The sequence below is a fragment of the Methylobacterium sp. Leaf88 genome (assembly GCF_001422795.1).
GTDB lineage: Bacteria > Pseudomonadota > Alphaproteobacteria > Rhizobiales > Beijerinckiaceae > Methylobacterium.
The window spans coordinates 347,749-371,669 of sequence record NZ_LMMK01000045.1 but is presented as its reverse complement, the minus strand read 5'-3'; the positions used below and the strand labels follow the sequence as shown (position 1 = coordinate 371,669).

At 71.0% G+C, this 23,921-nt stretch carries 22 protein-coding genes and 1 pseudogene; 8 read left to right on the top strand and 15 right to left on the bottom strand.

Translation table 11 applies throughout. The features are described 5' to 3' along the window. The first annotated feature begins 21 nt into the window (after positions 1 to 21). Positions 22 to 978: a glutathione synthase gene (gene gshB / locus ASF20_RS18245; RefSeq protein ID WP_056218363.1), complete on the top strand. Its 957-nt coding sequence runs from the start codon at positions 22 to 24 to the stop codon at positions 976 to 978. Between the two features lie 72 nt (positions 979 to 1,050). Here gshB and ASF20_RS18240 read toward each other — a convergent pair whose 3' ends face one another. From ASF20_RS18240 to oxlT, 4 genes are read right to left on the bottom strand one after another with little or no spacing between them, the layout of a single operon-like run. Beyond that, positions 1,051 to 2,607, bottom strand: coding sequence for an acyl--CoA ligase (locus tag ASF20_RS18240; protein ID WP_056276465.1), 1,557 nt, complete (start codon positions 2,605 to 2,607; stop codon positions 1,051 to 1,053). Between the two features lie 20 nt (positions 2,608 to 2,627). After that, complete coding sequence (locus ASF20_RS18235) at positions 2,628 to 3,638, bottom strand: 2-dehydropantoate 2-reductase (protein WP_056218368.1); 1,011 nt, start codon at positions 3,636 to 3,638, stop codon at positions 2,628 to 2,630. A 55-nt stretch (positions 3,639 to 3,693) separates the two neighbouring features. After that, on the bottom strand, positions 3,694 to 4,458 hold the full coding sequence (locus ASF20_RS18230; protein WP_056276461.1) for a fumarylacetoacetate hydrolase family protein: 765 nt from the start codon (positions 4,456 to 4,458) through the stop codon (positions 3,694 to 3,696). 4 nt (positions 4,459 to 4,462) lie between these two features. Beyond that, entirely contained in the window at positions 4,463 to 5,716 is a 1,254-nt protein-coding gene (gene oxlT, locus ASF20_RS18225; RefSeq protein WP_056218373.1) for an oxalate/formate MFS antiporter, read from the bottom strand. 449 nt (positions 5,717 to 6,165) lie between these two features. Between oxlT and ASF20_RS18220 the strand changes: the two genes are divergently transcribed. From ASF20_RS18220 to ASF20_RS18200, 5 genes are all read left to right on the top strand, one after another. Beyond that, the gene (locus tag ASF20_RS18220) at positions 6,166 to 6,378 is read left to right on the top strand and encodes a CsbD family protein (protein ID WP_055946396.1); all 213 of its coding nucleotides are present in this window, start codon (positions 6,166 to 6,168) and stop codon (positions 6,376 to 6,378) included. Between the two features lie 146 nt (positions 6,379 to 6,524). Then, positions 6,525 to 6,908, top strand: a complete 384-nt coding sequence (locus tag ASF20_RS18215) for a CsbD family protein (RefSeq protein WP_056276457.1) — start codon at positions 6,525 to 6,527, stop codon at positions 6,906 to 6,908. 158 nt (positions 6,909 to 7,066) lie between these two features. Beyond that, positions 7,067 to 7,849: a creatininase family protein gene (locus tag ASF20_RS18210; protein ID WP_056276455.1), complete on the top strand. Its 783-nt coding sequence runs from the start codon at positions 7,067 to 7,069 to the stop codon at positions 7,847 to 7,849. A gap of 239 nt (positions 7,850 to 8,088) precedes the next feature. After that, a complete protein-coding gene (locus tag ASF20_RS18205; protein WP_056276728.1) occupies positions 8,089 to 8,697 on the top strand; it encodes a sigma-70 family RNA polymerase sigma factor in 609 nt (202 codons plus the stop codon). Continuing rightward, complete coding sequence (locus tag ASF20_RS18200) at positions 8,690 to 9,349, top strand: NrsF family protein (protein WP_056276452.1); 660 nt, start codon at positions 8,690 to 8,692, stop codon at positions 9,347 to 9,349. Before ASF20_RS18205 ends, ASF20_RS18200 begins: the two co-directional genes overlap by 8 nt. 61 nt (positions 9,350 to 9,410) lie before the next feature. Here ASF20_RS18200 and ASF20_RS18195 read toward each other — a convergent pair whose 3' ends face one another. The 6 genes from ASF20_RS18195 to ASF20_RS18170 all read right to left on the bottom strand — a co-directional run bounded on the left by ASF20_RS18195 (position 9,411) and on the right by ASF20_RS18170 (position 14,012). Continuing rightward, a complete protein-coding gene (locus tag ASF20_RS18195) occupies positions 9,411 to 10,286 on the bottom strand; it encodes an alpha/beta hydrolase (RefSeq protein WP_156648120.1) in 876 nt (291 codons plus the stop codon). 142 nt (positions 10,287 to 10,428) lie between these two features. Next, entirely contained in the window at positions 10,429 to 11,283 is an 855-nt protein-coding gene (dapD, locus tag ASF20_RS18190; protein ID WP_056218385.1) for a 2,3,4,5-tetrahydropyridine-2,6-dicarboxylate N-succinyltransferase, read from the bottom strand. Positions 11,284 to 11,402: 119 nt separating this feature from the next. Next, entirely contained in the window at positions 11,403 to 11,804 is a 402-nt protein-coding gene (locus tag ASF20_RS18185; protein WP_156389744.1) for a hypothetical protein, read from the bottom strand. Between the two features lie 272 nt (positions 11,805 to 12,076). Beyond that, on the bottom strand, positions 12,077 to 12,391 hold the full coding sequence (locus ASF20_RS18180) for a hypothetical protein (RefSeq protein ID WP_056276447.1): 315 nt from the start codon (positions 12,389 to 12,391) through the stop codon (positions 12,077 to 12,079). Between the two features lie 311 nt (positions 12,392 to 12,702). Next, entirely contained in the window at positions 12,703 to 13,161 is a 459-nt protein-coding gene (locus ASF20_RS18175) for a Crp/Fnr family transcriptional regulator (RefSeq protein ID WP_056276444.1), read from the bottom strand. A 164-nt stretch (positions 13,162 to 13,325) separates the two neighbouring features. Beyond that, positions 13,326 to 14,012, bottom strand: coding sequence for a response regulator transcription factor (locus tag ASF20_RS18170; protein WP_056218401.1), 687 nt, complete (start codon positions 14,010 to 14,012; stop codon positions 13,326 to 13,328). Positions 14,013 to 14,357: 345 nt separating this feature from the next. On the opposite strand from ASF20_RS18170, the gene ASF20_RS18165 reads away from it, so the two are divergent. Beyond that, positions 14,358 to 14,930: a L,D-transpeptidase family protein gene (locus ASF20_RS18165; RefSeq protein ID WP_056276441.1), complete on the top strand. Its 573-nt coding sequence runs from the start codon at positions 14,358 to 14,360 to the stop codon at positions 14,928 to 14,930. A 7-nt stretch (positions 14,931 to 14,937) separates the two neighbouring features. Here the strand turns inward: ASF20_RS18165 and ASF20_RS18160 are convergent, their stop codons facing one another. Then, on the bottom strand, positions 14,938 to 15,900 hold the full coding sequence (locus tag ASF20_RS18160; protein WP_056276438.1) for an NAD(P)H-binding protein: 963 nt from the start codon (positions 15,898 to 15,900) through the stop codon (positions 14,938 to 14,940). A gap of 93 nt (positions 15,901 to 15,993) precedes the next feature. Here ASF20_RS18160 and ASF20_RS18155 point away from each other — a divergent pair, with 93 nt between their 5' ends. Continuing rightward, entirely contained in the window at positions 15,994 to 16,878 is an 885-nt protein-coding gene (locus ASF20_RS18155; RefSeq protein ID WP_056276435.1) for a LysR family transcriptional regulator, read from the top strand. A 108-nt stretch (positions 16,879 to 16,986) separates the two neighbouring features. Here the strand turns inward: ASF20_RS18155 and ASF20_RS18150 are convergent, their stop codons facing one another. The 4 genes and pseudogenes from ASF20_RS18150 to aceE all read right to left on the bottom strand — a co-directional run bounded on the left by ASF20_RS18150 (position 16,987) and on the right by aceE (position 23,591). Beyond that, complete coding sequence (locus tag ASF20_RS18150; protein ID WP_056276432.1) at positions 16,987 to 17,436, bottom strand: phasin family protein; 450 nt, start codon at positions 17,434 to 17,436, stop codon at positions 16,987 to 16,989. A 136-nt stretch (positions 17,437 to 17,572) separates the two neighbouring features. Continuing rightward, positions 17,573 to 19,432, bottom strand: a complete 1,860-nt coding sequence (gene lpdA, locus ASF20_RS18145) for a dihydrolipoyl dehydrogenase (RefSeq protein ID WP_056276429.1) — start codon at positions 19,430 to 19,432, stop codon at positions 17,573 to 17,575. 40 nt (positions 19,433 to 19,472) lie between these two features. Beyond that, positions 19,473 to 20,828: pseudogene (gene aceF, locus ASF20_RS18140) on the bottom strand (dihydrolipoyllysine-residue acetyltransferase); the annotation flags it as partial. A gap of 99 nt (positions 20,829 to 20,927) precedes the next feature. Then, the gene (gene aceE / locus ASF20_RS18135) at positions 20,928 to 23,591 is read right to left on the bottom strand and encodes a pyruvate dehydrogenase (acetyl-transferring), homodimeric type (RefSeq protein WP_056276423.1); all 2,664 of its coding nucleotides are present in this window, start codon (positions 23,589 to 23,591) and stop codon (positions 20,928 to 20,930) included. Positions 23,592 to 23,921 lie beyond the last annotated feature (330 nt).

The following is a 23,921-nucleotide window of genomic DNA, read 5'->3' as shown; positions in this document are numbered from 1 at the left end:
CCCAGACAGAGGTTTGACAGCATGACCCTGACCGTCGCGGTGCAGATGGACCCGATCCAAACGATCCGGATCGCCGGGGACACCACCTTCGCGCTCCTGCTCGAGGCCCAGGCCCGGGGACACCGGTTGCTGCACTACACGCCGGATCGCTTGTCGATGCAGGGTCAGGTCGTGACGGCCCGCGTCGAGGCCCTCACGGTGCAGGACGTGGAGGGGGCGCACGCCACTCTTGGGCCGGTCGAGCGCATCGATCTGTCGAGCGTCGATGTGGTCCTGATGCGTCAGGACCCGCCCTTCGACATGGCCTACATCACCGCAACCCACATGCTGGAGCGGATCCACCCGCGGACCCTCGTGGTGAACAACCCCGCCGAGGTCCGCAATGCGCCCGAGAAGCTGTTCGTCCTCGATTTTCCCGAGTTGATGCCCCCTACCCTGATCACCCGCGACAAGGCCGAGATCGAGGCGTTCCGGGCCGAGCACGGCGCCATCGTGATGAAGCCCCTGCACGGGCATGGCGGAGCTGCGGTGTTTCGGGTCCTGCCGGAGGACGCGAATTTCGGCTCGATGTTCGACCTGTTCTCGGTGACCTTCCGCGAACAGTGGGTCGTGCAGCGTTTCCTGCCGCGCATCACCGAGGGCGACAAGCGCATCATCCTGGTGGACGGCGAGCCGATGGGCGCGATCAACCGGGTGCCCGCCCTCAATGACATCCGCTCGAACATGGTGCGAGGCGGTGCAGCGGCGGCTTCGGATCTCACGGAGCGCGAGCGCGCGATCTGCGCCGCCATCGGCCCGGAGCTGAAGCGCCGGGGCCTGATCCTCGTGGGGATCGACGTGATCGACGGAAATCTCACCGAGATCAACGTGACGTCGCCGACCGGCATTCGGGCGATCAGGCGCCTCGGCGGGCCGGACTTGGCGGTCTCGGTATGGAACGCGATCGAGGGCCGCGTCGGCAAGGTCCTGTCGGCCTGAGGGGCGCCGAGGCTCGGACGGCCCCGTGTGGCAGGTCCGGTATATCCCGGACCTGCCCCGTTCGTTCCGGCGTCAGACCAGACCGAGCTTCTGCGCCAGGCCGATCCGCTGGAGCTTGCCGGTGGCGCCCTTCGGGATCTCGTCCAGGATCATGATCTTGGCCGGCACCTTGAAGGCGGCGAGACGCTCCGAGGCGAAGCCGCGCAACTCCTTCTCGACAAGGTGGTGTCCCTCGCGCAGCACGATCGCGGCACAGACGTCCTCACCGAGCTTGTCGTGCGGCATCGCGAAGGTGACGCACTGCGACACCGCCGGGTGGTCCATGAGAATCTCGTCGACTTCGCGGGGCGAGATCTTCTCGCCGCCTCGGTTGATGATCTCCTTGAGGCGCCCCGTGATGGTCAGGTAGCCCTCGGGTGAGAGCGAGCCCTGGTCGCCGGTGCGGAACCAGCCCTGCTTGGTGAAGGCCTCCGCATTGGCCTTGTCGTTCTTCTCGTAGCCCGACATCACGTTGTCGCCGCGGATGACGATCTCGCCGGTCTCGCCGGCGGGCAGGGGCTCGCCATCCTCGTCCACGATGGCGATCTCCGGACCGGCCGCGAGACCGACCGAGCCGGCGTAGTGCGGGCGCGGCGGCAGCGGGTTCGAGGCCATCTGGTGGGAAGCCTCCGTCATGCCGTAGGCCTCGATCAGGGGTGCGCCGAAGACCTCCTCGATCTCCTTCATGACCTGCGGCGGCATGGAGGAGGAAGACGAGCGGATGAAGCGCAGGGGATTGGCTTCGATGGTCTCCCGGTTGCGGGAGGCGCGGCCGAGGATCGCCTGGTGCATCGTCGGCACCGCCGTGTACCAGGTCGGGCGGATCTCGCTCATCCAACCGAAGAACTTCAGGGCGTTGAAGCCCGGGGTGCAGCAAACCTGGCCGCCGGCCGAGAGCGGCGCCAGGATGCCGGCGATCAGCCCGTGGATGTGGAACAGCGGCATGATGTTGAGACCGCGATCCTCGGCCGTGAAGGCCAGGGTGGTGCGGATGTTGCGGGCCGAGGCGCAGACGTTCGACTGCTTGAGGGGCACGATCTTGGGGCGCGAGGTGGTGCCCGAGGTATGCAGCACGAGGCCGATATCTTCGGGATGGGCTGGGCCGCCCTGGGCCGCCGGGGCTGCGGTGGAGTCCTCGAAAGACAGGGTGAAGCTGCCCGCGCCTTCTGCCGGGGTGGGGGTCAGGCGCACCACGGGTACGCCCAGGCGCGCGGCCACGGCCACGGCCGGGCTCTCGGAGCCCGCGGCGACGACCAGCAGGCGAGCGTTGAGGTCGGAGAGGTAGAACGTGAACTCGTCCGCCTTGTAGCTCGGGTTGAGGGGGGCCGCCGTCGTACCCGCTCCGATGGCGATGAAGGCGGCCGCCATCTCCGGCCCGTTGTCGAGGACGATGCCGACCCGATCGTTTCGACCGATGCCCTGCGCGTTGAGGGCCGCGATCGTCCGGTCCGTGAGCGCACGGAGACGGCCGAAGGTCAGCGGCACGCCACCGGGGCTCGACAGGGCGGTGGCCTCCCCGGCCCCCGCGCGGATCAGGGCGTGGAGAGTGGTGGCGGCGGTCGTCGGTGCGGCGGTCTCGGCCATGGTCATCGTCCTCGAATGTCTGGGGTTCAGGCCGGCGTGATGGAGAGGCGCCCCTGCGCCCGCTCCAGGCTCTGGGCGAGGAGGCGCATCAGGGCGTAGACGGTGTCGATATGGGGCGTCGGGGTGTCGGTGAGGCGCCCGAGTTCGATGATCGAGCCGACCAGGGCCTCGAGCTCGATTGGCCGCCCGGCCTCCACGTCCTGCAGCATCGAGGTCTTGTGGGCGCCGACCTTCTCGGCCCCCGCGATGCGGCGCTCGATGCCGAGCTTGAAGGTGACGCCGAGGCGGTTCGCGATCGTCTCCGCTTCCCGCATCATGTCGGCGGCGAGCGCCCGGGTTTCGGGAAACTGGCAGATGTCCACCAGGGTGGCGTGGGCCAGCGCCGAGATCGGGTTGAAGCTGAGATTGCCCCACAGCTTGAGCCAGATCTCCGCCCGGATGTCGCTGGTCACCGGTGCGCGAAAGCCCGCCTTGATCAAGGTCTGGGCCAGGGATTGCACCCGCGCCGACATCGAGCCGTCGAGCTCGCCGAGGCCGAAGCGATGGCCCTCCACCACCTGAACCACGCCGGGCTCCGTGAGCACGGCCGCCGGATACACCACCGACCCGATGACGTGCTTCGGGTCGAGGTGCTGGGCGATGAGGCCGGCCGGATCGGCGGTCTCCAGGTGCGTACCCGTCAGGTCCCCGCCATACCCCTGCGAAAAGTACCACCACGGGATGCCATTCTGCATCGTCACCACCATCGTCTCGGGTCCGATGAGGTGGTGAAGGTCGGCTGCGATCGGCCCGACCTGATGCGCCTTGACCGTGAGGAGCACGATGTCGTGCTGGCCCGCCTCGGCCATGGACTTGGTGGCCTTCAGGTTCGTGACGTGGATCTCGGAGCCGTCCTCCTCGATCAGCCGCATGCCGTTTCGCTGGATGGCGTCGAGGTTGGCGCCGCGCGCGATGAAGGTGACGTCCTCGCCCGCATGGGCGAGGCGCACGCCGAGAAATCCTCCGATGGCGCCGGCGCCGACGATCGCGATGCTCATATGGGTGTCCTCAAAACCTGTCCTGATCACGTCCGCTTCGTGGGAGTCGGGTGTCTCATGAAACGCCGTTCGACAACACGCCGATGCCGGCGATCTCGACCTCTACCGTGGCGCCCCTGGGGATCGGGCCGCTGCCCACCGAGGTGCCGCAGGCGATGAGGTCGCCGGGCTCCAGGGTCATGTCCCGAGAAAGCTCGGCCACGAGTTCGGCGGGCCGGCGCATCATGTCGGCGAGCGGATAGCGCTGGCGCTCGCGTCCGTTCACCCGCACCGCCACATCGAGCCCCTCGGGATCGATGTCGGTGGCAATCACCGGACCGAAGGGGCCGAAACCGTCGAAGCCCTTGGAGCGTGTCCAGTGCACGAAGCTCGAGTCGGCTTTCAGCGCTTCCAGCGCGGTGACGTCGTTCACGCAGGTGTAGCCGAAGATGTGCGCGGCCGCCGTCTCCGGCGTGAGGTCTCGGCCGCGCCGGCCGATCACGATCCCGAGTTCGCCCTCGAACAGCAGCCGGCCTGAGCCCTCAGGCGCCGTGATCGTCTGCCCGCTGGCGAGGTAACAGCTCGCCGGCTTCACGAAGTAGAGCGGCACATCGGGCCGGGTGAGCCCCTGCTTCTCGGCCGAGGCGTGGAAGTTGTTCCACAGGGCGATGTACTTCGACGGTCGGCACGGAAGGTCGAGGGTGACCTCGGACAGCAGCAGGATCGCGCCGGTGGGTGTCGGATCGGCGAACAGATCGCCCGCATGAACGTGGATGGTTTCGCCGTCGAGGCGGCCGAAGCCGCTCGCGCCGTGGTGGAGGTAGCGGAGCCAGCGTGCCATCGGGTCAGCTCCGGGCGATGAACCGGGCGCGCATCGGCTTCAGCACGAAGAGCGCGAGGAACCCGGCCAGGAAGGCCATGCCGGAGGCGGCGTAGAACACGTTCTGCCACGAGCCGGTCTTGGCCTGGATCATGAGCAGGATCGGCAGGAGCAGGGCGGCGGTGCCCTTGGCGGTGTAGAGAAGGCCGGCATTGGCCGCCGCGTTCTTGTCGCCGTAGGTGTCGCTGCAGGTGGCGGGGAACAGCGAGTAGATCTCGCCCCAGGCGAAGAACACGAGCCCGGTGAGCAGCACGAAGGCCATCGGGATATGAGCGAACATGCCGAGCGCCAGGATGCCGGCGCCCTCGATCATGAAGGCGATGACCATCGTGTTCTCGCGCCCGATCTTGTCCGAGACCCAGCCGAAGAACGGCCGCGTCACACCGTTGAGCACCCGGTCGATGGTGAGCGCGAAAGTCAGGGCCGGCAGGGTAATGCCGATGAGCGAGACCTCGACCCCCGCGACCTTGAAGTCCTTGGCGATGGGAGCGAGGGAGGCGGCCGCCATCAGGCCACCGGCGGCCATCATCACGAACATCAGGTAGAGCAGCCAGAAGACCGGCGTCCGGACCATCTCGGCGGTCGAGTACTGGCGCCGGGTGACGGTGTTTACGGTCGCGGTGCGGCCGGCCAGCATCCGATCCTTGAAGGCGGCGCTCGGCGAGACGAGGAGCAGGGCCGCCAGCATGACGACCAAGCCCTGGCCGAGGCCGAACACGAAGAAGGTGTGCTGGTAGCCGGAATCGCGGATCATGTTGGCGATCGGGATCACAGTCAGGGCCGAGCCCGCGCCGAAACCGGCCGCGGTGAGGCCGGCCGCGAAGCCGCGCCGGTCGGGAAACCACTTCAGGGCATTGCCGACGCAGGTGCCGTAGACCGCGCCCGCGCCGACGCCACTGATCGCGGCGGCCGCATAGAGCATGGTCAGCGTGTCGGCGTAGGAATTCATCACCCAGCCCAGCGCGCAGAGGGCGCCGCCGAAGATGGTGACGAGGCGCGGGCCGTACTTGTCGACGAACCAGCCCTCGATCGGCACCAACCAGGTTTCCATCACCACGAAGATCGTGAAGGCCCACTGGATCGCGGTGCGTTCCCAGCCGAACTTCTGCTGGATCGGGTCCACGAACAGCGTCCAGCCATACTGCAGGTTGGCGATCATCGACATGCAGAGCACGCCGAGGACGAGCTGTCCCCACCGTCCGAGCGGTGGCGCATCCACTGTCGCAGCAAGCTCCCTGCGGCTTGCAGCAACGTCGGCGGGCGCGATCGACGTCGTCCCGGGCGGGACAGGCGCAGCAGTACGCGCGGTCATGGGCGTCTTCCTTGACTCAACTCTTGTTTGCGGATTTCGGTTTTATCGGCAATTATTTTGAATTCAAGGAGCTATACCTCGGCCAAACCTGTGGTTCGTCTGCAAAATTTTTGGGTTAAGCCCCTAAAAAATTTGAGATGCTGCTCAACCCGCGCATTCGGCCCGTGGGTTTTCTTGCAGTGCAAAGGACGACGTTTGCGGTGCGACATCAGAAGTGCAGTGAACAGGCTCAGGCCAGGCGGGAAACTGTCGGATATGGAACCAACGGGAGTAGGCACCGTTACGCTTGCCAGACGACGCCGGGTGGCATCCTGCGACCGGACGTTCAGCCTGGAACCAACTTCACGGAGCGTTTGATGAGCAGCACGACGGACAAGATCAAGGGTCTCGCCAACGAGGCCGTCGGCAACATCAAGCAAGGCATCGGTTCGGCCACCGGCAATGAAAAGCTGCAGGCCGAGGGCAAGGCTCAGGAACTGAAGGGCGAAGCCCAGAAGACCGTCGGCGATGCCAAGGACGGCATCAAGGGCGCGGCCCAGAGCGCCGCCGACGCCGTCAAGAAGATCTGAGCGGATCGTCCCTTCGCCTCGGTCCCTGACGGGCCGAGGCATCGCGCCGTCGGGCCGACCCACAGCATCATCGAAACAGTCCTTGCCGGAGTGCCCGCGCGCGTTCGGGTGTTCTGACTAGGGCCGAGACGAGAAGGATCTTCAAGATGAACCGCGACCAGATCGAGGGTGGAATCCGGAACATCCAGGGCCGCGGGCGCTCGGCCCTCGGTGCCGTGACCGGACGGGTCCGTCCGCAGGCCGAGGGCGCCTACGACCAGGCGGCCGGTGCCGTCCAGTCTGCCTATGGCCGGGCCCGTCATGCCGCCGATGACCTGCAGCGCGACGGAGCCCACCGTGTCGACGAGGCCCGCCACAGGGGCCGGGCCATCGCGGGCAACCTCCAGGACCGCGGCCGGCTCTACCAGGACGAGGCCGTGCGACGCGGCCGCGCCATCGCCCGCCGGGCCGACGAGAACAAGGGTGCCACCCTCCTCCTCGTGGCCGCGGCCGCCTTCGGCGCCGGCTGGCTCCTGCGCCGCACCCGCTGAATCATCGATTCATCGCCTGAGAAGCGGGCCGGGGCGTTTACGCGCCCCGGCCCGCTTCGCGTTCGAGGGTGCGGCAGCCCCTCTTGGATGAGGCGTGGTTTCCGTGGCACGCAGGATGGCGCGCGGCGTCTCGATCGCTTCGCCCGAGGAGAGCGGCGATGCCGATACGCCAATGGGCCGAGTTGACGACGGACGAGATCCGGGATCGCGACATGGGTCGCACGATCGCGGTGCTGCCCGTCGCCGCCATCGAGCAGCACGGCCCGCACCTGCCGCTGGCCACCGACGCGATCATCGCCGAGGGCTATCTCGCGCGTCTCATGACGTTGCCGGCCCAAGATCTCGACGTCCTGCTCCTGCCGGTCCAGGTCGTCGGCAAGTCGGATGAGCACGAGGGTTTTCCCGGGACCCTGTCGCTGACCACCGCGACGGCCCTGCAGGCCTGGACCGGGATCGGCGATGCCGTCCGCCGCGGCGGCTGCGGCAAGCTCGTCATCGTGACCTCGCATGGTGGCAACAGCGGCCTGATCGACCTCGTGGCGGGGGATCTGCGCGGGCGCCACGCCATGGTGGCGGTGACCACCGCCTGGAGTCGGTTCGGTTATCCCGACGGGCTGTTCCCCGAGGCGGAGATCCGTCATGGCATCCATGGCGGCGGTATCGAGACCGCCCTGATGCTGGCCCTGCGGCCGGATCTGGTGCGGCGTTCCGAGATCGCGGATTTCACGCCGCGCACGCTGGCGATGGAGCGGACCTTCACCCATCTGCGCGCGGGCCGTCCCGCCGCCTTCGCCTGGCGGGCGGAAGATCTCAACCCGGCCGGCGCCATCGGCGACGCCCGCCTCGGTACCGCGGAAGCCGGGGATCGTGCCCTCGACCACGGCGCCCGCGCCTTCCTCGAGCTGCTGCGCGAGGTCGACCGCTTCCGCTTGGCCGAGTGAGAGGGCGACGATCGTGACGTCGGTCCCATGCGCTCGGTAACCTCGGGGAAGCCCGGCGCGAACAAGCCTGATGCGAGAGAGCCGACATGCCGGATGTCGACCTCTCGGATCATGGAGCACCCCCGATGGCCTGTGCCGTCCCGGCCGGACACGATCGGCCGCCCCCGCAGGCCCGCGACCCCTTCGGCTGGGCGACGGTCGCCCGGCCCGCCGCGGCGGCCAGCGGGCTCACCGAGCGCATGAGCCGGGATCAGGCTCTGGCGTGCGATATGGCGGCCGCCCAGGCGGGCGACGCGGAGGCCTATCGCCGCCTCTTGCGCGACTGCCTTCCGGTGATCGCCGGACTGGCGCGGGCGCAGGGGGTCCGGGCGGAGGCGGTGGACGATGTGGTGCAGGACGTGCTGCTGACGATCCACCGGGCGCGGGCGAGCTACGATCCGGCCCGGCCCTTCCTGCCCTGGCTGCGCGCCATCACCCAGCGCCGGGCCATCGACGGGATGCGCCGGGCGAGTCGCCGCCCGCGGGAAGTCCACGACCCCATCGCCTACGAGGCGGAGGTCGATCGCGGGCCGGCGCCGGGCCACCGCCTGGAGGCGCGCGACCGGGAGCGGGTCCTGGCCCGGGCCGTCGCCGCCCTGCCGGATGGCCAGCGCCAGGCCGTGGAGCATCTCGCCCTTCAGGAGCGCAGCCTGGAGGAGACGGCCGCCCTGACGGGGCGCACCAAGGGTGCCCTGAAGGTCAACCTGCACCGGGCCTTGAAGGCCCTGCGACGGACGCTGGGATCGGGTTCCGCGGACCGGGACGAGGCCGCGTCCCGGCCGGGCGAGCGAGGAACCCACGATGTCTGACACGGCCCGCACGTCTTCGCATGACCGCCTGATGGACAGCCTCGCCGGCGGTCTGCGGCCCGTCCGGCGCCTGCCCGGGCCGGCCTTTCGGGCGCTCGCCTGGTGCGCGGCCGCCGTCGGGCTGGGGCTCGCCCTGATGCCCTTCGCCGATCTCGAGGCCCTGCGCATCCGCATGGCGGTGGCCGATCTGCGCTACGCCGCCCTCGGCGCGGTGCTGACCGCCGTCGCGGCGGCGGTCGCCGCCTTCCAGACCAGCGTGCCGGGGCGCGCCTCCGCCTGGGCGCTCCTGCCCCTGGCGCCGGCCGCATTCTGGATCGGGGCCAGCGGCGCCGGCTGCCTGCGCGACTGGGCGGTCCCCGGGGCCGACCCCGCCGACATGCACCAGACCGGGGGGTGCGTCGCCTTCCTGCTCGCCGTCTCGCTTCCGTTGTCGCTGGTCCTCGTCTGGATGCTGCGGCGGGCCTGTCCCCTGCGCCCCAACCTCACGGCGGCGCTGGCGGGGCTCTCGGCGGCGGCGGCCGCGGCGGCGCTCCTGGTGCCGTTCCATCCGCACGACGCCACCGCGACGGACCTCGCCCTGCACGCGCTCGTGGTCGGTCTCGTGATCGGGGCCAACGGGCTCGTCGGCGGACGCCTGCTGCGGCGGGGCTGAGGGACGCGCCGGTATACCGGCGGGGTCGTGTCGAGGTCGCGGGGGGGTCGCCCCGCGCCGCTCAGCCGGCGCGGATCGCGGCCGCGACCTCGCCCGGATATTCCTCGTGCGGGCTGAGCGCCCCCGGCACCGAGGCCCGGGCGACCCGGCCGGTGGCGATCAGCGCGTCCATCTCGGCGCCGGAGCGGCGCGGCGCCCGCTCCGGCCGCAGGACCAGGACCGGCGGCAGGCCGGGGGCCTCGAACAGGTCGAGGAAGTCCCGGCGAGTCGCGAACGGGTCGAGGCCACCGGTGACGAAGGCGGCGGTGCCGAAGCGCCCGCCGTTCTGGCGGGTGATGGCGTGCTTGTCGGCGATGACCCCGGGCGTGACGTGGTCGGGGTCGGCATAGACGTGGGCGCGCATCATCCGGCCGATGACGGGGCGGCTGATGTTGATGCGGTAGAGGGCGTCGCCCAGGAGCGGCAACTCGACGGCCCGGCGCAGGCCGGCGAACAGGCCCCGGCGCTCCGGCCCGAGGGCGGTGGGCAGGGGCCCCCGCCAGGTCGGGGCGACGAGGACGAGGCGCGCGAAGGCCCCGGGATGGCGCCGGGCGGCGGCCACGAGGTAGCCGGCGGCGTGGCCGGCCCCGACCCCGAGGGCGTAGGGCCCGGGGGCCGCCGCCAGCAGGGCGTCCAGGAAGGCGTGCATCGTCTCCGGATTCATCGGCACCCGGGCGCGGACATGGTCGCCGAAGCCCGGCCAGTCCGGCACGAGGCAGCGATAGGCATGGCCGAGGTCCTTAGCCAGGGGCCGCATCTCGACCCGGGCCGAGATCGAGGACAGGGCCGGCAGCAGCAGGGCCTCGGGGCCGCTGCCGACGACGTCGTAGGGCGTCGGCACGCGACGCCCGGCGAAGGTCAGCGCGAAGCTGCGGGCGGAATGGGCCGGGTCGATCATCGTTACGCCTCTCCCTCGCATCCGGGCCGATGTCACCGCCACCAGATGGGGCATGGCCGGCCGCACCGGCACGCGACCGAGCGCCGCCCCGAATGGGGCTTCGCCCGGACCCCGGTCGAGCGACCCGGCGACGCCCCCGGGATCAGGTGCGCAGGAGTTCGTTGATGGCGGTCTTGGCGCGGGTGCCGGCATCGACGCGCTTGACGATCACCGCGCAGTACAGGCCCGGGCCGGGGCTGCCGTCGGGCAGGTCCTTGCCCGGCGTGGTGCCGGAGACCACCACCGAGTAGGGCGGCACGCGGCCGTACATCACCTCGCCGGTGGTCCGGTCGATGATCTTGGTCGAGGCGCCGATGTAGACGCCCATGGAGAGCACGCTGCCCTCGCCGACGATCACGCCCTCGGCCACCTCGGCGCGGGCGCCGATGAAGCAGTTGTCCTCGATGATGACCGGGTTGGCCTGGAGCGGCTCGAGCACGCCCGCGATGCCGGCGCCGCCGGAGATGTGGCAGTTCTTCCCCACCTGGGCGCAGGAGCCGATGGTGACCCAGGTGTCGACCATGGTGCCCTCGCCCACATGGGCGCCGAGGTTGATGAAGCTCGGCATCAGCACGGCGCCGGGGGCGATGTAGGAGCCGCGGCGCACGACGCAGCCGGGCACGGCCCGGAAGCCGGCCTCGCGAAACTGCTTCTTCTTCCAGCCCTCGAACTTCGAGGGCACCTTGTCCCACCAGGTCGCGCCGTCGGGGCCGCCATGGATGATCTCCATGTCGTTGAGGCGGAAGGAGAGCAGCACCGCCTTCTTGAGCCACTGGTTGACCTGCCAGTCGTCGCCGACCTTCTCGGCGACCCGGGCCTTGCCGGAATCCAGGAGGTCGAGGGCCGCGTCGACGGCCTCGCGCACGGCGCCCTTGGTGCCGGTGTCGATGCCGGCGCGCTCCTCCCAGGCGGTCTCGATGGTGGCGGCGAGGTCGGTGGGGGACGCGGGGTGCGACATGGGGCAGGTTCCGGCAACGGATCGGGACGGGCCCCGTGCTTACAAAAGCCCGTCCGGCCTGTCACCTTCGCGGCTGCGGTCCGTGGGGCGGCCCGGGCGGCCGTCCCATCCGGCTGGGCTCAGCCGGTCGTCATGGGCTTGGCGCTGGCATGGCCGCAGGCGTCGTAGCGGCGCTCGATGAGGAAATAGTCCCTCATGGCGGTGTTGTAGTACTTGGCCGAGACGGCGACCTCGCGCCGGCCCGGGCGCCCCTCGGCGATGGCGCTGGGCACCCGCTCGATGGTGCAGCACTCGGTCTTGTCCCCGAGATAGTCGAGCCGGTTGGCATAGGCCCGTCCGCCGTGATCGCCGTTCCTGACGATGTCGCGGATCATGATGTCGACATAGGCCTCGTCGGGCAGGGTGGCGTTGGTCTCGTAGCAGACCAGCAGGCGGGTCGACTGCTCGTAGATCAGGTAGCCCGCGCCCATGACCGCCAGGGCGAAGAAGGCGACGGCCGCCGTCTGCGTCCTCCGGCTCATCGGTTGATCCTCCTGGCGCTCCGCCATCGCATGCCCCTCCGCCGGGCGACGACCCGGGCCCGGAGGCGCACGGGGCCCGGGCCCGTGAGCCCGAACCGGGGAGTCACGGGCGCCGGATGTCACGTCCGGCCGAGCATGCGCCCGATTCCATCACAAAGGGTTTCCGCGAGGCGGTTCGACCCTCACAACGGTCGGCCTCGCTCCGGGGCGAGGCCCCGGCTCGGACCGCCCCCGAGGGGGTCGCGGGCGACCGAGCCGGGGGCGACCGTCGTTCACTCCCCGTAGAAGCGCTGGATGCGCGCGGCTCGATCGGCGCGATCCGCGAACCGGGCGTCTCCGTCGGATTGCGCCTGCCGGACGGCGGCGGCGTGCGAGAACACCCGCGCCGCACCGAAATCACCGTGGAGCGCAGCAACGTTCGCGGCATGCACGTCTCTGCGAGACTGAATGGCACGAACATTCGCGCTATGGGCGGCGTGTTGCGCGACGATCGCCGTCCGCAGGCTCTCCTGAGCCTGCGCGGGCACCACGAGCCACGCCCAACCACTGACGAGACATCCGGCCAGGACCATTTTGACGCCGTTCATGACAGTGTATCCTCAATCTGATCGATGATCACCGATGACGCGACAGGCTCCTTCCATCCCGTCGGACGGATCAGGAGCCTGGGGCCGAGTCGGACTTAGTGTCTTTGTCCGGACTCGACTAGGCCTATAGCCTGTGGAAATCGAAGATCCCTCGACGGCCCGCGCCACGGGCGCCCCGCCGGCGCATCGCGACCGCGACGGTCCGTGGACCTGCGGCGGCGGTGACGAGGGCCCCGCGCCGGCTCCGTCACCGGATCGGGGGCGAAAGCCGTGGGCCGCCACGGACGGGGGGCGCGACCGGATGCAGGCGGCTACGGCGCGATGCGGTCGAACCGGTCGCCGAGGCGGACGAGGTCGCCCGCGAACGCGGCGAGGTCGGCGCGCAGTTCGCCGTGGATCGCGCGGGCGGCGTCGGGAAACTCCTCCAGCACCCGGCGCATCAGGGTCGGGGTGATGCGGACCACCTCGGCGGGGCTCGCCGCGTCGGCGTCGCAGGGACGCTCGCCGCGCTGGAACAGGGCCAGGCGCCCGATCAGGCTGGAGCGCCCGACCGTGACGGGGGACGCACGGTCCCCCCGCGGGGTCAGCGTCAGGGTGCCCGACATCACCACGAAGCCGCCGTCGCCGCGCTCCCCGCGCGCGAACAGGCGCTCGCCCGCCGCGAGGCTGCGGCGCTCGGCGGCGAAAGAGAGCAGGCGGAGGGCATCCCGGCCCAGGAAGCCGAACAGCGGCGCGGCGCTCAGAATCGCGATGTCGTCGTCGAGCCCCACCTGCCGTCCCGTCCTTGGCCGCGCTGTCGGGGGAGCTTAGCCGAACCGGCCGGCGGGCGAAACGGCGGGGACGCCGCGCCGAGGCAGGCCCGGACGCGTCGCCGCCGGAGGTCGACGCCCCCGTGCGCCCCCCCGTGCGGGGGCCGGGATCGCCGGACGCTCCCCTACGGCAGCAGCTTGTAGCCGCCGCCCTCGGTGACGAGGATCGCGGCGAGCGCCGGGTTCGGCTCGATCTTCTGGCGCAGGCGGTAGATGTGCGTCTCGAGGGTGTGGGTGGTGACCTGGGCGTTGTAGCCCCAGACCTCGGCCAGCAGCGTGTCGCGGCCGACCACCTCGCGCCCGGCCCGGTAGAGGAAGCGCAGGATCGCGGTCTCCTTCTCGGTGAGCTTCAGCTTCGAGCCGCGCTCGCCCACCAGGAGCTTGGCGCCGGGCCGGAAGGTGTAGGGGCCGATCTGGAACACCGCGTCCTCGCTGGCCTCGTGGCTGCGCAGGTGGGCGCGGATGCGCGCCAGCAGGACGGCGAACTTGAAGGGCTTGGTGACGTAGTCGTTGGCGCCCGCCTCCAGGCCCTCGACGGTGTCGTCCTCGGAATCCTGCGCCGTCAGCATGATGACGGGGCCGCGATAGCCGCCGCGGCGCATGGCCCGCACGGCCTCGCGCCCGTCCATGTCGGGCAGGCCGACATCCATCACCGCCAGATCGATCCGATCCTCCGTGACGCGGGTGATCGCGCTCTGTCCGTCCAGGGCGGTCAGCACGGTGAATTCGTCGTAGAGATCGAGCTGCTCCATCAGCGTCTCGCGCAGCGAGGCATCGTCGTCGCAGATCAGCAGGCGATGGGTATTCGGCATCGACCGAAGGACTTTCAGGCAGTTTGCAGGATCCGCCAGCGGTGTTCGGGTCCGCGGGCGGGCGGTGAGAGACAGGATCGACGGTGACGCCGCGATCCCGAGGCACGATGATGACACGCGGGCATCGTCTTGCCGTCAGGAAATCACACCGGGGTCATTAAACCAACAATCCGGGCTGCGCACAATACGGTTGTGCGCAGCCTAACACTGCGGAAACGGTGAAGCCCCAAGAAAAGTTTCAGCGGATGTAGCCGCCAATTGGTCCCGTCGCCGTTTCGCGCGGGGTGCGGCCGGATGGGGCCGGCCGGATTTGGCAGCCGCGCGGGCCCGCGCGATAAGCGCCCCATGAAGCGGACCCCGACCTCGACGCGGCAGCGTCCCCCGACGCCCACCACCCTCCCCCGCCTTCGCGTCCGCGCCCTGGTGACGGACCGGAGCCGGGGCCAGCTCCTCGCGGGCGCCGCCATCATCCCCTGCGCCCTCGGGCGGAGCGGGATCGTGCAGGTGAAGCGCGAGGGCGACGGCGCCTCGCCCCGGGGCACGGTCCGCCTGCGCGGCGGGGTCTACCGGCCGGACCACTTCGCGAACCGGCCGGCGAGCCCCCTCCCCCTGCGCCCGAGCGCCCCCGGCGACGGCTGGTGCGACGACGCCCGCGACCGGCGCTACAACCGGCCGATCCGCCTGCCCGCGCCGGGGGTCGGGCACGAGCGGATGTGGCGGGAGGACGGGCTCTACGACCTCGTGGTCGACCTCGACCACAATCGCGGTCCGATCCGGCCCGGCCGCGGCTCGGCGATCTTCCTGCACGTGGCGCGGGGCGGCTTCCTGCCCACCGAGGGCTGCGTCGCCCTGCGCCGGGCCGACCTCGTCCGCCTCCTGCGCCGGGTCGGCCCGGGCACCCGGATGCAGATCGGCTGAACCGGGTTCAGGCCGCCCGTGCGCGCAGGGCGGCGAGGCTCGCCGCCACCGCGTCGGCGAGGGGCGTGTGCGGCTCCGCCCCGAGCCGGGCGACGAGGCGGGCATTGTCGAGCTCCAGGGTGGTCGACCAGAGGTAGCGCATCTCGATCACCTCGCGCAGGAAGGTAACGAAGGGCGCCCCGCCATAGACCGGCGCCCAGGCGAAGGGCCGGACCGGCGGCCGGCGGCCGTCGGCAAGGCTCGCCGCCTCGGCCACCGCCTCCGCCATGGCGCGCCCCTGCAGGTGATGCCCCCGGAAGTTCAGGCGCAGGTGGCGCGGCAGGGTCGCCTCCCCGTCGAGGAGGCGCGCGAAGGTCTCGGCGAGGTCGGGCAGGTAGGCCCAGGCGTGCCCCGCCCCCGGGACCTCGGGCGTCGCCACCCGCCGCAGGGGCCGGCCCTCGCGCATCAGCACCTTGGTCACCCAGGAGCTCGGGGCGCGCGGCCCGAAGAAGTCGCCAGCGTAGACGATTAGGTGGTCGAGATCTGCGGCGGCCTCCAGCATCGCCTCCATCTCGACCCGGACCGCGCCCTTGCGGGTGCGGGGCCGGCGCGGCGCCGCCTCGGTAAGGCACGGCCCGGCCTCGGGGCCGTAGACGTAGAGGTTGCCCGGCAGGGCGAGGCGGGCGCCCGCCCCGCGCGCCGCCGTGATCGCGTGGGCCAGCATGGGCAGGGCGAGGCCGCGCCAGTCGCGGTAGCCGGGCGGGTTAACCCCGTGGAACAGGATGCGGGCGCTCCGCACCGCCGCCACCAGGTCGGCCTCCCGCAGGGCATCGCCCGCGACCCAGTCGACGCCCGCGGGGCCGCTCCGGCGCGCCCGCCCGGGATCGCGCGCCAGCCCGCGCACCCGCCAGCCGTGCCGGAGCAGCGCCTCCGCCACCGCCCCGCCGATGCCCCCCGTCGCCCCGGTCACCAGTGCCAGCCTGTCCGTCATCGCCGTCTCCTCCGTTGAGAACGCCCCGGAGGATGCGGGGGACGGGGCTGAACGCCCATTGCCGAAAGACGGCGGGTTGCCATACGAAACCGTATGGACGAACCGGACTGGCACCTGTGGCGGGCATTTCTCGGGGTGATGCGGGCGGGCAGCCTGTCCGGGGCGGCGCGCGAGCTGCGGCTGACCCAGCCGACCCTCGGCCGGCAGATCGCCGCCCTGGAGCGGAGCCTCGGCGCGACCCTGTTCACCCGGGCCCGCGACGGCCTGCGGCCCACCGACCGGGCCCTCGACCTGGTGCCCCAGGCGGAGGCCATGGCCGCGGCGGCGGCGGCCCTCCTGCGCCGGGCCTCCGGCGAGACCGGCGCCATGCGGGGCCGCGTCCGCCTCACCGCCAGCACCTTCCTAGGCGGCGTGGTGCTGCCGCCGATGCTCGCCCGCTTCCACGCGGCCCATCCGGGGGTCGACCTCGAACTCTCGCTGAGCGACCGCACCGAAGACCTGCTGCGCCGCGACGCCGACCTCGCCGTGCGCAACGTGGCCCCGACCCAGGGCGCCCTGGTGGCCCGGCGCATCGGCACGGCGCCGATCCGATTCTACGCCCACCGAACCTACGCCGCGCGCCGGGGCCTGCCCGCGACGGCGGCGGAGCTCGGGCGCCACAGCCTGATCGGCCGGGCGGTCCACGCCGCGCGGGTGCGCCCGACGCTCGGCCACGACCTCACCTTCGCCTTCGCCTGCGACGACGACCTCGGCCTGCTGGCGGCCCTCCGCGCCGGCTTCGGCATCGGCTATTGCCAGGAGGGCGTCGCCCGCCGCGACCCGGACCTCGTGCCGGTCCTGCCCGGCCTCGTGCTGGCCGAGATCGAGATCTGGCTCGTCATGCACGAGGACCTGCGCACCACCCGCCGCATCCGCGCGCTGTTCGACCATCTGGCTTTGGGGCTGACCGGCTATCTCGGGGAAGAATTGCCGGCTTAGCAAGCGTCCGGCCGGCGTGTCGGGAGCGCGCGGCGCCGGGCCGCCGGAGACGATCGCCACGCGCTTCCGGCGGGCGGTCGGGCCAAAGGCCCCGTCGGGCGCGCGGGTTCAGGAGCGGTCGGGCCGGTCGGCGCCGGGCGGGCCGGCATCCGGCTCCTCCGCTCCCTGGCGGCCCTCCTTCAGCAAGTCGAGGGCCTGGGCCCGCATCCGCTCCCAATCGCCCAGGGCCCAGTCCATTTGCCGGCGCAGGAAATCCTGCTGGAGCTGGAGCATCGCGGACAGGGTCCGCGCGGCCATCAGGCCCTCCACCAGAGCGAGGTTGGCGGCGAGCTGCCGGTGGGTGGTGCGGGCCACCAGCCGGCCAGCGGCCTGAAGGTCGGCGTCGAGGTCGGTGCGGGCCGCCCGACCCAAGGTGGCCAGGCGATCCAGATGGTCTTCCAGGGCCTCCGTGACGGCCTCGCGGGCGGCCTCGGCGCGCCGGAGGGCCGGGTCTGTCTCGGGCGCCGGGCCGGGCTCGGGGCGGGAATCGGGTGTGGTCTCGGGCTCGTTCGATGACATCCGCGGGTCTCCCGAAGCCGGAGCCGGGACGGGCTCCGCGCGGACCGCGCCGGTCGTGGCGCGGTCCTGTCTTCCCGATGCGGCGCCCGTCCCGAAGGCGCTGCCGATCCCGAAGCCGCGGCGCGAACGCCCGGCCTCAGTGACCGGCCTTTTTCGGCCCGTCCTTCCGGGGCATGTAGAGGTCGGTGATGGTGCCCTCGAAGGCCTCCGCCGCCAAGCCGATCGTCTCCGACAGGGTCGGGTGCGGATGGATGGTCAGGCCGATATCCTCGGCATCCGCCCCCATCTCGATGGCGAGGGCCGCCTCCGCGATGAGGTCGCCGGCCGACGGGCCGACGATGCCGCAGCCGAGGATGCGGTCCGTCTCGGGGTCGAACAGGACCTTGGTCAGGCCCTCCTCGCGCCCCAGGGCCAGGGAGCGCCCGGAGGCGGCCCAGGGGAACACGCCCTTGCCGACCTTGATGCCCTTCGCCTTGGCCTCGTTTTCGGTCATGCCGACCCAGGCCACCTCGGGGTCCGTGTAGGCCACCGAGGGGATCACCTTGGCGTCGAAGGCGCTGGACTTGCCGGCGGCGACCTCGGCCGCGACCTTGCCCTCGTGCGTCGCCTTGTGGGCCAGCATCGGCTGGCCGACCACGTCGCCGATGGCGAAGATGTGGGGCACGTTGGTGCGCATCTGCCGGTCCACGGGAATGAAGCCGCGCCCGTCGACGGCGACCCCCGCCGCCTCCGCGCCGATGCGCTGGCCGTTGGGGCGCCGCCCCACCGAGACCAGCACCTTGTCGAAGGTGTCGCTGGCCGGCGCCGTGCCGCCCTCGAACGAGACCTTCAGCCCCGCCGGGGTCGCCTCCACGGCGGTGACCTTGGCCTTGAGGTGGATCGCCTCGTACTGCTTCGCGATCCGCTTCATCAGCGGCGTGACCATGTCCTTGTCCGCACCCGGGATGATCTGGTCCATCAGCTCGACGATGGTCACCTTCGAGCCCAGCGCGTGGTAGACGGTGGCCATCTCCAGCCCGATGATGCCGCCGCCGATCACGAGGAGGCGGGCCGGCACCCCGTCGAGTTCCAGCGCCCCCGTCGAGTCGAGGACGCGCGGGTCGTCGTGCGGGATGAAGGGCATCCGCACGGGCTCGGAGCCGGCCGCGATGATGGCGTGGTCGAAGCCGATCACGCGGGTCCGGCCCTCGTGCGCGACCGCGACCTGATGGGGTGAGACGAAGCGGGCCTCGCCCGTCACCACCGTGACCTTGCGCTGCTTGGCGAGCCCGGTGAGGCCGCCGGTGAGACGCTTGACCACCCCGTCCTTCCATTCGCGCAGCTTGTCGATGTCGATCTGCGGCGCGGTGAAGGAGATGCCGTGCGCCGCCATGGCGTGGCTCTCGTCGATGACCTTGGCCGCGTGCAGCAGGGCCTTCGAGGGGATGCAGCCCACGTTGAGGCAGACGCCGCCGAGGCTCGGCCAGCGCTCGACCAGCACCACCGACTGCCCGAGATCGGCCGCCCGGAAGGCGGCGGTGTAGCCGCCCGGCCCAGCCCCGATGACGAGCACCTGGGCCCGCATCGCCTCGCCGGAGACGTGGGCCGCCGCCGTCGGGGCCGGGGCCGGGGCCGCCCCGCCGGTGGCGGCGGCCGAGGAGCCGTAGCCGGCCTGACCCTCGCCCGGGGCGTGGCCTGGGACGCCCGCGCCGTTTGCGGACGCCCCCGCGCCCGCCTTGGTGGTGTCCGTCACGGTGGGCTTCGGCGCACCGGTGGCGGCGGCCTCGGCCATCACCAGGATCAGGTCGCCCTGGCTCACCGTGTCGCCGGGCTTGATCCGCACCTCGGCCACCGTGCCGGCCACCGGGGACGGGATGTCCATGGTGGCCTTGTCGGATTCCAGCACGATGATCACGTCGTCGAGCGCGATCACAGCGCCGGGGCCGACGCTGACCTCGATCACGGGCACGTTCTTGAAGTCGCCGATATCCGGCAGGTGGACGTCGTTGCTGCTCATCGGGTCACCTCGCTCGTTGGGTCGCGTGGGCCGGCCTTCGTCAGACGACGAGGCGCCGGACGTCCTCGAGGACGTGGGCGAGGTGGCGGGTGAAGCGCGCGGCGAGCGCCCCGTCGATGACGCGGTGGTCGTAGGAGAGCGAGAGCGGCACGATCAGGCGCGGCGCGAACTCGGTGCCGTTCCAGACCGGGCTCATCTTGGAGCGGGCGACGCCGAGGATCGCGACCTCCGGGGCGTTGACCAGCGGCGTGAAGGCGGTGCCGCCGATGCCGCCCAGGCTCGAGATCGAGAAGGTGGCGCCCTGCATGTCGGCCGCCGAGAGCTTGCCGTCGCGGGCTTTGGCCGAGATCGCACCGAGATCGCGGCTGATCTCGACGAGGCCCTTGCGGTCGGCCTCCTTGATGACCGGGACGACGAGGCCGTCCGGCGTGTCGACCGCCACGCCGATGTTGTAGTAGCGCTTGAGGATCAGGGCGTCCTTCTCAGGCGACAGCGAGGCGTTGAACTCGGGATGCTTGCGTAAGCCAGAGACCGCGGCCTTGATCAGGAAGGCCAGCAGGGTGACGCGGTAGCCCTTGTCCTTGAGCTCCTTGCCCTGGGCGTCGAGCTCCCGGCGGTAGGCGTCGGTCTCGGTGATGTCCGACTCGTCCTGGTGGGTGACCAGCGGCACGTTGAGCCAGGACCGGTGCAGGTGCGCGCCGGAGATCTTCTTGATCCGCGACAGGGGTTGGGTCTCGATCGGGCCGAACTTGGCGAAGTCCACCGCCGGGATCTCCGGGATGCCCATGCCGCCGCCCTGGAACGCCGCCGTGCCGGCGGCCGCGGGGGCGGCCGAGCGGGTGAGATGGCCCTTCACGTCCTCCTTGGTGATCCGGCCCTTCTCGCCGGTGCCCTTCACCGCGCTTAGGTCGAGGCCGAGTTCGCGGGCGAGGCGCCGCACGCCGGGGCTGGCATGGACCTGGGAGAAGTCGGGCAGGGTGCCGGCCGGGGCGGGCGACGGGGCAGGCGCGGCGGCCGGGGCCGGGCTTGGGGCCGGGCTTGGGGTCGGGGCCGGCTCCTGCTTGGCCAGCAGGGCTGCGCCATCGGCGCCGGCCGGGGCCTCGGCGGCCTTCGCGGCGCCGGCCGTATCACCCTTGGCGCCCTCGCCCTTGAACACGAGGAGCGGCGAGCCTTCGCTGACCTTGTCGCCGAGCTTGACCAGGATCCGCTCCACCACGCCGGCGCTCGGCGAGGGCACGTCCATGGTCGCCTTGTCGGATTCCAGCGAGACCAGCGGGTCGTCGGGCCCGATCGTGTCGCCCTCCTTCACGTGGATCTCGATGATCGGGATGTCCTTGAAGTCGCCGATGTCCGGGATCTGGATCTCGATGCCCACTGCGCGTTCTCCCTGGCTCTGAGTCGAGGCCTCTCGCGGGCCCCCTCGTGCGGTCGCTTATCGTCGATGATGGCGGAAAGGGTCGGGGCGCCGGCCGCGGGCGGGCGGCCGGCGCCGGAATCAGACGGTCCAGGGTGCCGGTCGGTCCGTGTCGATGCCGTACTTGGCGATGGCGTCGGCCACGGTTTGGGCCGGGATCACGCTGTCCTCGGCGAGGCTGTGCAGGGCCGCCACCACGACCCAGTGCCGGTTGACCTCGAAGAAGTCGCGCAGGCGGGCCCGGTAGTCCGAGCGGCCGAAGCCGTCGGTGCCGAGCACGCGGTAGCGGCCCGGAACCCAGGTGCGGATCTGGTCGGCGAACAGGCGCATGTAGTCGGTGGCCGCGATGACCGGGCCGGTGCGGCCGGTCAGGCAGGTCTCCACGTGGGAGAGGCGCCGGCCCTCCAGCGGGTGCAGGAGGTTCCAGCGCTCCGCCGCCATGGCGTCGCGGCGCAGCTCGGTGAAGCTCGGGCAGCTCCAGATGTCCGACGCGATCCCGAAATCCCGCTCCAGCAGCTCGGCCGCGGCGATGACCTCCCGCAGGATGGTGCCCGAGCCCAGGAGCTGGACCCGGTGGCCCTGGGTCGTCTCCTTCGGGCCGTCCTTGAAGAGGTACATGCCCTTGATGATGTCGGCCTCGGCGCCCTCCGGCATGCCGGGGTGCTCGTAGTTCTCGTTCATCACGGTGATGTAGTAGAACACGTCCTCCTGCTCGGCATACATCCGGCGCAGGCCGTCCTGCACGATCACCGCCACCTCGTAGGAGAAGGTCGGGTCGTAGGAGACGCAGTTCGGGATGGTGGACGAGATCAGGTGGCTGTGGCCGTCCTCGTGCTGCAGGCCCTCGCCGTTGAGGGTGGTGCGCCCGGCGGTGCCGCCGATGAGGAAGCCCCGCGCCCGCATGTCGCCCGCCGCCCAGGCGAGGTCGCCGACCCGCTGGAAGCCGAACATCGAGTAGTAGACGTAGAACGGGATCGTCGGCGCGTCGGAATGCGAGTAGGAGGTCGCGGCCGCGATCCAGGACGACATCGCCCCCGGCTCGTTGATGCCCTCCTGGAGCATCTGACCGTTCTTGTCCTCCTTGTAGTACATGAGCTGGTTGGCATCCTCCGGCCGGTAGAGCTGGCCGACCTGGGAGAAGATGCCGAACTGGCGGAACATGCCCTCCATGCCGAAGGTGCGGCTCTCGTCGGGCACGATCGGCACGATGCGGTTGCCGATGTTCTTGTCGCGCAGCAGCGTGTTGAGGATGCGCACGAAGGCCATGGTGGTGGAGATCTCGCGGCCCGCGGTCTCCTTGAGCTGGGCCGAGAAGGCCGAGAGCGGCGGGATCTCCAGGGCCTGCGAGGTGCGCCGCCGGGCCGGGAGGGGACCGCCCAGGGCTTCCCGCCGCGCCATCAGGTAGCGGTGCTCGGGGCTGCCCTCGGGGAACTTGATGAAGGGGATCTCCTTCAGCTGGTCGTCGCTCAGGTCGATCTGGAAGCGGTCGCGGAACTGGCGCAGCACCGCCTCGCCCATCTTCTTCTGCTGGTGGGTGATGTTCTGGCCCTCGCCGGACTCGCCCATGCCGTAGCCCTTGACCGTCTTGGCGAGGATGAGGGTTGGCTGGCCCTTGTGCTTGGAGGCGGCGCTGTAGGCGGCGAAGACCTTGCGCGGGTCGTGGCCGCCGCGGGTGAGGCGCCAGATGTCGTCGTCGCTCATGTCGGCCACCAGGGCCGCGGTCTCGGGGTAGCGCCCGAAGAAGTGCTCGCGGATGTAGGCGCCGTTCTTCGACTTGAAGTCCTGGTACTCGCCGTCGACGCATTCCTCCATCAGGCGCGCCAGCATGCCGGTGCCGTCGCGCTGGATCAGGGCGTCCCAGCCCGAGCCCCACAGCACCTTGATGACGTTCCAGCCGGCGCCGCGGAAATCGGCCTCGAGCTCCTGGACGATCTTGCCGTTGCCGCGCACCGGGCCGTCGAGGCGCTGCAGGTTGCAGTTGATGACGAAGACGAGGTTGTCGAGCTTTTCCCGGGCCGCGAGCGCGATGGCGCCGAGGCTCTCCGGCTCGTCCATCTCGCCGTCGCCCATGAAGGCCCAGACCTTGCGGCCGTCCGTCTGCGCGAGGTTGCGGTGGTGCAGGTAGCGCAGGAAGCGCGCCTGGTAGATCGCCATCAGGGGCCCGAGGCCCATGGAGACGGTGGGGAACTGCCAGAAATCCGGCATCAGCCAGGGATGGGGATAGGACGACAGGCCCTTGCCGCCGACCTCCTGCCGGAAGCCGAGGAGCTGGTCCTCGGTGAGGCGGCCCTCCAGGAAGGCGCGGGCATAGACGCCCGGCGAGGAGTGGCCCTGCACGTAGATGAGGTCGCCGCCGTGGCTGGCGTCGGCCGCCCGCCAGAAGTGCATGAAGCCGGTGTCGTAGAGGGTCGCGGCCGACTGGAAGCTGGCGATGTGGCCGCCGAGCTCGGACGAATCCTTGTTGGCCCGCAGGATGATCGCGATGGCGTTCCAGCGGATGGCCGAGCGGATGCGGTGCTCGATCGCCCGGTCGCCGGGATGCGGGTCCTGCTTCTCGGGCAGGATCGTGTTCAGGTAGGCGGTGTTGGCGGAATACGGGACGGGCGCGCCCTTCTTGCGGGCCCCGTCGATCACCTGCTCGATCAGGTAGTGGGCCCGCTCCGGCCCGTCGACGTCGAGGACGCCGTCCAGCGAATCGAGCCATTCCTGCGTCTCGACGGGATCGAGGTCGCGGTTCCGCTCCATGGCATCCTCCTTGATTTTTCAGCGGCTCTCGTCGTCCGCCCTTTGGCTGGCCACGCTTCAGCGGCGTTCGTGCGTCGGCAGCGTGCGTTCGCCAGCAGCGTTCGTGCCAACCCCACCCAATCGCTTTTCGCGTTGTCTGGCAACGGCTTCGCCTGAGCCGAAGGTTTTTGGTCTGCGATATTTGTTACGGGTTTGAATTTTTTTGTCTGGCTTTCCAGACCGGGGCCGACGGCGTTGGCCCACGCGGGGGCGACGCAGCGCTCGGACAGCAGGGCCGGGACCGTCCGGGTACCGGACGATCCGCCCGCGCAGGGGAGCGCCCGGCGGGGC